This window comes from Coleofasciculus sp. (assembly GCF_046539235.1).
Taxonomy (GTDB): domain Bacteria; phylum Cyanobacteriota; class Cyanobacteriia; order Cyanobacteriales; family Coleofasciculaceae; genus Coleofasciculus.
Map to the genome: position 1 here is coordinate 1 of NZ_JBKHHI010000279.1, position 8,897 is coordinate 8,897.

The 8,897-nt window shown below is 45.4% G+C and carries 5 protein-coding genes; 2 read left to right on the top strand and 3 right to left on the bottom strand.

Annotated elements, in window-relative coordinates:
* Positions 1-218 precede the first annotated feature (218 nt).
* The 3 genes from ACLFWI_RS21050 to rsmH form a co-directional block, all read right to left on the bottom strand.
* Positions 219-758 carry a DUF2267 domain-containing protein gene (locus ACLFWI_RS21050; protein ID WP_446408324.1) on the bottom strand — a complete coding sequence of 180 codons (540 nt, stop codon included), beginning with the start codon at positions 756-758 and terminating at the stop codon, positions 219-221.
* 253 nt (positions 759-1,011) lie between these two features.
* Positions 1,012-5,184: a PAS domain S-box protein gene (locus ACLFWI_RS21055; RefSeq protein ID WP_446414540.1), complete on the bottom strand. Its 4,173-nt coding sequence runs from the start codon at positions 5,182-5,184 to the stop codon at positions 1,012-1,014.
* 480 nt (positions 5,185-5,664) lie between these two features.
* Positions 5,665-6,540, bottom strand: coding sequence for a 16S rRNA (cytosine(1402)-N(4))-methyltransferase RsmH (rsmH, locus tag ACLFWI_RS21060; protein ID WP_446414541.1), 876 nt, complete (start codon positions 6,538-6,540; stop codon positions 5,665-5,667).
* A gap of 260 nt (positions 6,541-6,800) precedes the next feature.
* Here rsmH and ACLFWI_RS21065 point away from each other — a divergent pair, with 260 nt between their 5' ends.
* Together ACLFWI_RS21065 and ACLFWI_RS21070 are read left to right on the top strand one after the other, a co-directional pair.
* Positions 6,801-7,985, top strand: coding sequence for an NAD(P)H-quinone oxidoreductase subunit H (locus ACLFWI_RS21065; protein ID WP_446414542.1), 1,185 nt, complete (start codon positions 6,801-6,803; stop codon positions 7,983-7,985).
* Positions 7,986-8,180: 195 nt separating this feature from the next.
* Positions 8,181-8,792, top strand: a complete 612-nt coding sequence (locus ACLFWI_RS21070; RefSeq protein ID WP_446414543.1) for a hypothetical protein — start codon at positions 8,181-8,183, stop codon at positions 8,790-8,792.
* Positions 8,793-8,897: the final 105 nt, after the last annotated feature.

Sequence of the window (8,897 nt, forward strand, 5' to 3'; positions counted from 1 at the left end):
CCGTCTATAAGGTCAGATTCCATCTCCTGAAAGGGTAACAAGCCGTCTTACACCCTTGAAAATGAGGCTTTGAGCGACATTAATATTTCCAGAGATGAAGCCTTATTGACATCCTTATTGACAATTGACAGATGACAAGCCTCTGGCTAATTATTACTCTGCCAGAGGCTGATTTTGGGTCTATCTACGACCCTGGAAAGAGCGACAATCAATTCTGATTAAGCCTCTTGCCAAAGCTGGCGCACATGGTCAGGGAGCCAGCTCTCAATTTCCTGAATTCGCTCAGAAGAAAGTTTGTCTTTTGTGGCACTAAATACAGCTTTAACTGCCTGCTCTCGCTCGATTGTCCGTGGGAGTCCTCCTTCATTAGCAACTCGGAACAGAAAGCGATCCGAATCGATTTTGAAAATGCCTGGCCCTTGCCAGGGTGGACGAACCCGACTTAAAAATCCCACGATTGGATTGGTGTCTCTCCAGAGATCAGCTACCTCCATCTGGAGTGCCTTCTCTTTCGTCGGCAAAGCCTCTTCATGCAGTTCGGCTTCAACGCGATCGCTCGCTTGTGTTGTCATTAAATCGCGCATGACGCGAAACACAACTTCGGTAAAGTCTCTAGCATCGTACAGATCGGCAAACCCAGCCTTTACCATTACCTTTTCCAGGAACGAGCGATGTTCCTCAGCAATCGCCGTTCTAGAATCTTCGATTTCTGTTGGATCGATTTCTGGCAGGTCTTTCCTGTATGTCTGATCAGGCATAGTTTTTCCTGTGTGCTTCTTAAAAAATATTGAGTAATTACGTTCACTATCTAACATTGCACAGATTAAAAGCCTTTAGTATCAACCAGAAGTGTGAGATGCTACGTATCCAAAGGTTAGATATGAGGAGAGTTGAGAGTCTTTCACGTTGGAGCCGACCTTAGCTAACATCAACGCCTATACTCATAAAAGAAAGCTTCGACTTCCTGGAAAACACCATCCTGGATGAAAGCATATCTCCCCATCTCATCCTTTACCACTGAGGTAAATTGATCATTAACTGTTCTGCAGCTTGCCGATTCAATGGTTTAGAGAAAAAGTATCCCTGACCATATTCACATCGCCGCCCTCTCAGTTGAGCTAACTGCATAGTAGTTTCTATCCCTTCTGCCACAACATCCATACCTAAATTGTGAGCCAAGGTCACAATCGCTTGCACAATCTCCCCATTTTCTCCCGCATCCCCCATGCGACTGACAAAGGAACGGTCAATTTTTAAGGCATCAATGGGAAACTGATGTAAGCGACTTAACGACGAATAGCCGGTGCCAAAATCATCAATGTACAGCTGAATATTCAATGCCTTAAGTCGCTCCAATAAAGCAGCAGCAGAGTCTGAATGTTCCATAATGCCGCTTTCAGTAATTTCTAACTTGAGAGTGCTGGGATTGACATCTGTCTCTTGAATAATTTGGGCAATTTGCTCAATTAAATTGGCTTGGGAAAACTGTTTCCCCGACAAATTAACACTCATGGTTAATGGGGGATAGTGGCGAAACTGTCGTTGCCATTGGCGTAGCTGATAGCAGGATGTTCGCAACACCCACTGACTAATAGGAATAATTAAACCCGTTTCCTCAGCTAAGGGAATAAACGCGCCCGGTGAAATCATTCCCTGTTCTGGATGTTGCCAACGCACCAGTGCCTCAAACCCGGTAATTTTACCTGTCGCCAGGGAAATAATTGGTTGGTAATAAACCTCAAGTTCTTGGCGTTCAATCGCCCATCGCAATTCAGTTTCTAAACGTAACTGGGCAAGGGCGCGACCGGACATGGCGGTATCAAACATGACATAACAAGCGGTGCCCTGAAGTTTTGCCCGATGCATGGCAGTATCGGCATCTCGGAGCAAATCTTCCCCCCGATTATACCCCATACCACTCAGGGCAATCCCAATACTGGCGGTGGCAAACACCTCATACCCATCTAAGTTAAATGAGGATGCCAAAGTTTGATGAATCGATTTGGCGGTATCCGTGGCTGTTCCCGTATTGGGGATATCATCCAGTAGAATCGTAAATTCGTCCCCCCCTAACCGGGCTAAGGTATCGCTGGGGCGTAAACACCCTTGCAATCGGTGGGCGATCGCACTCAGCAGTCGATCGCCGACCAGATGCCCTAAACTATCATTGATCACCTTGAAACGGTCTAAATCCAAGACAATCACCGCACATAAATAGTCCCAGCGTTGCCCTGCCCGTCGCAAAGCATACTCCAGCCGATCCATGAATAATGCCCGATTCGGTAATCCGGTCAAGACATCGTGAAAAGCATCGTGGAGTAACTGTTCCTCCATGCGTTTGCGATCGCTAATATCGACCACCTGACTAATGTAGTGCAGGGGTTGACCTTGAGCGTCTCTAACTAACACAACCTTCAAAATAGCATTGACAAACCTGCCAGATTTTGATATTAATCGCCGTTCAGTTTGCAGATGAGAGAGTTCCCCCTGCAACAACGATTGGTATTGGGTAAAGTGGAGTGCCCGTTCAGTCGGGTGGCTAATTTCTGTAAACGTGAGGGCAAGCAGTTCCTGAGCCGTATAACCCAAAGCTTCACACAATGCCTGATTAACCTTGAGGAATTGACCCTCAAGGGAGGTCATTGCCATGCCAATGGGAGCCAGTTCAAAGGTGAGGCGAAACTGCTCCTCACTTTTGAGTAAAGCCGCCTCTGCCTGTTTGCGTTTGGTCGTATCGGTAGCAATTCCATCCATACGAATGGCAGTACCTCTGTGATCGTAAATTAGGCGGGCGCGATCGCGTAGCCAACGCACTTCGCCATCCGGTCGTACAACCCTATATTCTATATCTTTACTACCCTGGTGCATCAGCGCTTGAGATGCTATCTCCACCCGTTGGCGATCATCAGGATGAACGACTAACTGCCAAAGACTGGGACAATCCACAAAGTCGGATATTGGGCGACCATAAACTCGTTCTGTCGCCGGATTCAGGTAAATAAACTGTTGAGTCTCCAGGGACGCTGACCAAACCACATCGTCTAGAGATCTGAGAATACTTTCCAGCTTTTCCTCACTCTGTCGCAGGGCTTCCTCTGCCTGCTTCCGTTGAGTAATATCGGTTTGAATCCCGACAAAGTGGGTTAAATAGCCATCCCCATCAAAGACGGGCGAAACATAGAGTTCATTCCAGAAGAGGCTGCCATCTTTGCGATAGTTCTGTAAAATAACATGGCACTCTCGTTGCTCTTGAATCGCTGTCGCTAATTTAGTCACCCCGGCTTGATTATAATCAGGTTCTTGCCAGAAACGACAATTATGTCCAATCACCTCCTGTGCGGTATAACCCGTCATTGACTCAAAGGCAGGATTGACATAAATAACTGGGTTATCCGGCTGATTGGGGTCAGTAATAATCACTCCATTATTACTCGCCGCGATCGCTCGCTGCATCAGATAGAGATTCGCCTCTGACTGCTTATGTCCAATCGCCAAGGCTAAAACATTGGCAACCGCCTGGAGAAAGTGAATATCATCTTCACTAAAACGGCGCAGGCTGGTGGTATGCGCCCCTAAAATCCCAAAGGGTTGCTCTTGACCGGGAATCACCACACTCATACCACTGACTACGCGATGATTGAAAAGCAGAGGGGGTCCACTAAAGCGAGTTTCTACCCGTAGATCCTCAACCACGACAGGTTCTTGGCATACCAGAGTATAACCCGCTTGGGAATTCCTGTTCGCACCGACTAAAGCATACCCAACCAATCCCGGCAACCAACCCACACCCGCTTTGAGTAAAAACACATTACCATTGGGTAGGAGTTCTAACACTTTGCAATACTCAACCTCTAAGGTTTGAGCAATCGTACTCACCGCTTCGTTCATCAGGGTATTTAAATCCAGTCCCGAAAGCGCCCGTTGGCTCAATTTAGCGATGGCTGCTTGCTGACGCGCTCGTACTCTCAGTTCTCGGTCTGGCTGTGCTGGATGGGTAACCTCTCGAATCACCAGTTGGGTTACCCCTTGACCTTGATAAATAGCAGGTAAACGGGCAATTTCTACCTCAATGATCTGACCATCTAACTGCACCAGTTGTTCGGGAATAAATTTTGTGGGTAATGTGAGGGGGTGAGGTAGATTCAACCTGCGTTTGTGATCAGAGAATTTCTCTGTCTGTTCAGAACCAATAACTTGCTGATCTCCCCTATTTCCCTGATCCTTAGAGTTAAACTCTGACCAAGGTTTACCGATAAGTTGGTTTTGACTAATGGCTCCCAGTAGTTTGACACCTTTAGGATTGATATAAACCAGTGTACCCTGACTTTCGAGAGCGATCGCGTCGGGAGACTGTTCGACCAACGTCCGATAGCAAGCTTCACTGTCTTTGAGAACGGCTTCTGTTTGCTGATATTGGGTAATTTGCTGATAGGTATCGCTGATATCATGGAATACACTCAAAATTGTTTTTTCCTGATTTAAGGTCAACACCTGCATCGATACCGTTACCCACAACGGCGTGCCATTAATTGTATGGACAAGAACTTGATTATTCTGGACAACACCCTTTTGCTCTAATCTGGCTAACAGTCTTTGCCAGTCGGCAGGATTTTCATAAAAATCGGGCATTGAGTTACCGACTAACTCTGAGGTAGCGACACCAAACATTACGTTAGCGTGGGAATTACTGTAGACAATTGTGCCATCCGAGGCTTGTGCGATCGCGACAGGTACAGGAAAGGCTTGGGTAATTGCCCGAAATTGTGCTTCTTGCTGTTGCAGTTCGGCTTTATTGTGTAGACAATCGGCTATCTCTTGCTTCAGTTGATCCGACTGGGCGTTCGTGCTGCCTTGATCGTACAATTTGCAGGTATTATATTCTTCCCAGTTATTGTATTGATGGGAAAAAATATCCAGTTTCTTCAACTTGGCAATAAACGGTAACCATTGGTACAAGCCGATAACCAACAGTCCAAATCCCACCAGATATACCAGCGTCATTGGCATCAGCGTATCGATTGGATTCAGGTTTAGGGTGGTCAAACCAATAGTATGGTTAACTAAATCCATAAACCCATCTAGACAAATTAAGCCGTAACCTGCCAGCATATAGAACCAGCCCGGTTGTCGTTCTATCTGTGATTTTGAGCCGATCCACCACAAATAACCAAGAATAGGCATCATTAGGGACACCCTGAGGCTCCCGATTACAATTTCCCTCATAATTTATTTAGGGCAAGCGTGAGTCATCAACAAAAGGAACAGTCTATTTGGGAAGATCCAAACGTTTGTCAGATGTTTTCTTAAAAACGAAATAACACCAAATATCCAGCTTAAGCTGGCTAAGAGTAGAACTCCCTGGTGTCAGATTAAGTTTAGTCCGATGCATCTACCCTGATATTTCTTCGCCAGAGTGGTATATTCAGTAATTTTTCAGCAACATCTGCTTATTGACACCAACTTGGGGATAAAAAGGAACAGTAGATTGGTGACGGCAAGTACGTCGCCATCTGTTTGTATCTTAGAACACTAACTTCGTCTTAATAGTTGACAAAATTGTCATACTATGCATTGAAAAAGCGAATATTCTAGTCTGATTTGCCCAATCCCTTACCAGCACCCATGATGAATCGACTGACTCTAGCCCTGTAGTCTTTTGTCCCTTCAAAGACGTTCAGCCAATCTCAACTTGGCAGAACGAGCGCGGGGATTTTCATCTCGTTCCGTGGGTTGTGGAGTTATGGGTTTTTTGGTAAGCACCCGCAAAATTGGTGAATCCCGCAAATGGTGTTTAACCCGACGGTCTTCCAAACTGTGAAAACTAATAATACCAATTCTGCCGCCTGGTTTTAACCAAGTTGGCGCACAATTGAGAAATTTTTCTAGGGAGGATAATTCTTGATTAACAGCAATGCGAAGAGCTTGAAAGGTGCGAGTGGCGGGGTTAATTCTACCATAGCGGTATTTTTGGGGAACCGATCGCGCGATCGCCTCGGCTAATTGGGTGGTTGTCTCAAAGGGGCGGCGTTCCACAATTGCCCGGGCAATCCGCCGGGATAAGCGTTCCTCACCATACTCATAAATAATATTTGCCAGTTGAGTTTCATCCCAGTGATTGATAATCTGGGCGGCGGTTAAGGATTGACGTTGATCCATCCGCATATCTAGAGGGGCTTGATGGCGAAAACTAAAGCCGCGATCGGGAATATCCAGTTGGGCCCAACTAACGCCTAAATCAGCAATAATCCCGTCAAATAACGATTCGGGGGGTTGATAGTCCACAAAATTCCCCCGCCAAAAATGGATGCGATCGCGATCGGGTGCTAACCGGGCTGCTGCTGCTGCGATCGCGTGAGCATCTTGGTCAATCGCCGTAACACGGATATCTGGGCTAGCCGATAGAATTAACTCACTATGTCCACCGCCACCCACCGTCGCGTCTAAATAATGCCCACCTGGACGAATCGCCAATCCAGCGATTAATTCCTGAGTTAATACCGAGCGATGAAAAAACTGTGCCGCTTGCGCCTCAGAGTCCATATAATTAAAGGGATGCAACAAAAGTAAACATAAGCGAAGCGATCAGCGATGACCAATAACGGTTGTCAATCGGTAGGGTTGGTAAATTCAATCCAGAGAGAGACCCAAATCAATAGACAATAGGGATATTCAGAAAAAGACTTGTGCTAATCGCGCTCTCTAGGACAGGATGCTATTGTACCGTTATCCTAGACCATTACCTGAATGTCTATGTTACAACGTCATCGCTAGAAGTTGGGCAAACCAAAAAATATATCACTATGGCACAAATCGAAACTAGAACCGACCCAATGGTTCTCAACTTGGGTCCTCACCATCCGTCCATGCACGGCGTTCTCCGCTTAATCGTCACTTTAGACGGGGAGGATGTGATCGATTGCGAACCGGTTATCGGCTACCTACATCGCGGTATGGAGAAAATAGCCGAGAACCGCACCAATATTATGTATGTCCCCTACGTGAGTCGGTGGGACTATGCCGCGGGCATGTTTAACGAAGCGATCACCGTTAACGCCCCAGAAAAGTTAGCGGATATTGAAGTACCCAAACGCGCCAGCTATATCCGCGTGATTATGCTGGAGTTGAATCGCATCGCCAATCACCTGCTGTGGTTAGGACCCTTTCTGGCTGATGTGGGGGCGCAAACGCCTTTCTTCTACATCTTCCGGGAACGGGAATTAATTTACGACTTGTGGGAAGCCGCCAGCGGACAACGGCTGATTAATAATAATTACTTCCGCATTGGTGGAGTAGCGGTTGATCTTCCTTATGGGTGGGTTGACAAATGTGAAGACTTTTGTGACTATTTCGCCCCGAAAGTCGATGAGTATGAACGCTTAATTACCAACAACCCCATTTTCCGCCGTCGCGTTGAAGGGGTGGGTACGATTACCCGTGACGAAGCAATTAACTGGGGACTGTCGGGTCCAATGTTGCGGGGATCTGGCGTGAAGTGGGACTTGCGGAAAGTTGACCACTACGAATGTTACGACGACTTTGATTGGGACATCCACTGGGAAACCGCTGGGGATTGTCTCGCCCGATATTTAATTCGGATTCGGGAAATGCGGGAATCCCTGAAAATTATTCGTCAGGCATTAACAGGATTACCGGGTGGTCCCTACGAAAATCTGGAAGCCAAACGTATGGCTGAAGGAAAGAAATCCCAATGGAATGATTTTGATTATCAGTATAGTGGCAAGAAAATTCCGCCAACCTTTAAGATTCCCAAAGGTGAACATTATGTTCGCTTGGAAAGTGGAAAGGGAGAATTGGGAATTTTCATTATCGGGGATGATAATATCTTTCCTTGGCGTTGGAAGATTCGTCCACCGGATTTCAACAATTTGCAAATTATACCCCATATTTTGCGGGGAGTCAAGGTAGCAGATATTATGGCGATTCTTGGTAGTGTTGACGTAATCATGGGTTCAGTAGACCGCTAATTGGTTATAGTCATTTGTCCTTTGTCATTTGTCCTTTGTAAGGGTTTGAGGCTTGTTAACTTACACAGGCGTAGGCGTGTTGTTTTCTGTTGTCCGACTACTTAGGACTTTCGGCACCTATGTAGAGACGCGCCATGGCGCGTCTCTACATAAATAATGTTTTCAGAAACATAAAGTTAACAATGGAGATGATAAATGCCTTTCACTGGTTATCAAAACCTGGCAATGGTTATCAAGGCTTTTGAGTTAACTTACCAAGAAAATAATTTTATTATCCAATCTGAATTCAGATTAAACGATTACTTTAAGCAAAGGTTTGAAATTCTTTTAACCGAAGGAGTGGTTGATAATTCAGAAGCAGCGATTTGTGAAAACTTAATCGCCCCAATATTAACCGAAGTTTGGTTAGAATATAAGGAAAATTGGTTACTTTGGAGCCATCACACTTTGACTTACAATGAAGATTTATCGGGAATACCCGATTATCTTTTAGCTCATAAATCTCCGCTGGGCAAGATAGTGTTTGAACAGCCTTTTTTTGTCGCTATCGAGGCAAAGGAAGATGATTTTACAGCAGGTTGGGGACAATGCGGTGCAGAAATGGTGGCTTGCCAAAAAATTAATGGAATTGAAGGGCAGACGATTTTTGGCATAGTCTCCAACGGCAAACTATGGGAGTTTGGCAAATTGCGCGATCGCTTATTTATAAAAAATATAAAATCTTACACAATTTACGAGTTAGAGCAATTATTCAAAGCAGTTGATTACATTTTTGAGCAATGTCAATTACAAGTAATTGACCCGTAATAAAAAAATAGTTTTCGTAATAACCGAGTTATAACCAATGACAAATGACAAATGACAAATGACTAATGACAAATGACTAATGACTAATGACTAATGACAAATGAC

Excerpts from the sequence above, each read along its gene's own strand:
- ACLFWI_RS21050 (WP_446408324.1), bottom strand. The coding sequence starts at position 758 with ATGCCTGATCAGACATACAGGAAAGACCTGCCAGAAATCGATCCAACA.
- ACLFWI_RS21055 (WP_446414540.1), bottom strand. The coding sequence starts at position 5,184 with ATGATGCCTATTCTTGGTTATTTGTGGTGGATCGGCTCAAAATCACAG.
- rsmH (WP_446414541.1), bottom strand. The coding sequence starts at position 6,540 with ATGGACTCTGAGGCGCAAGCGGCACAGTTTTTTCATCGCTCGGTATTA.
- ACLFWI_RS21065 (WP_446414542.1), top strand. The coding sequence starts at position 6,801 with ATGGCACAAATCGAAACTAGAACCGACCCAATGGTTCTCAACTTGGGT.
- ACLFWI_RS21070 (WP_446414543.1), top strand. The coding sequence starts at position 8,181 with ATGCCTTTCACTGGTTATCAAAACCTGGCAATGGTTATCAAGGCTTTT.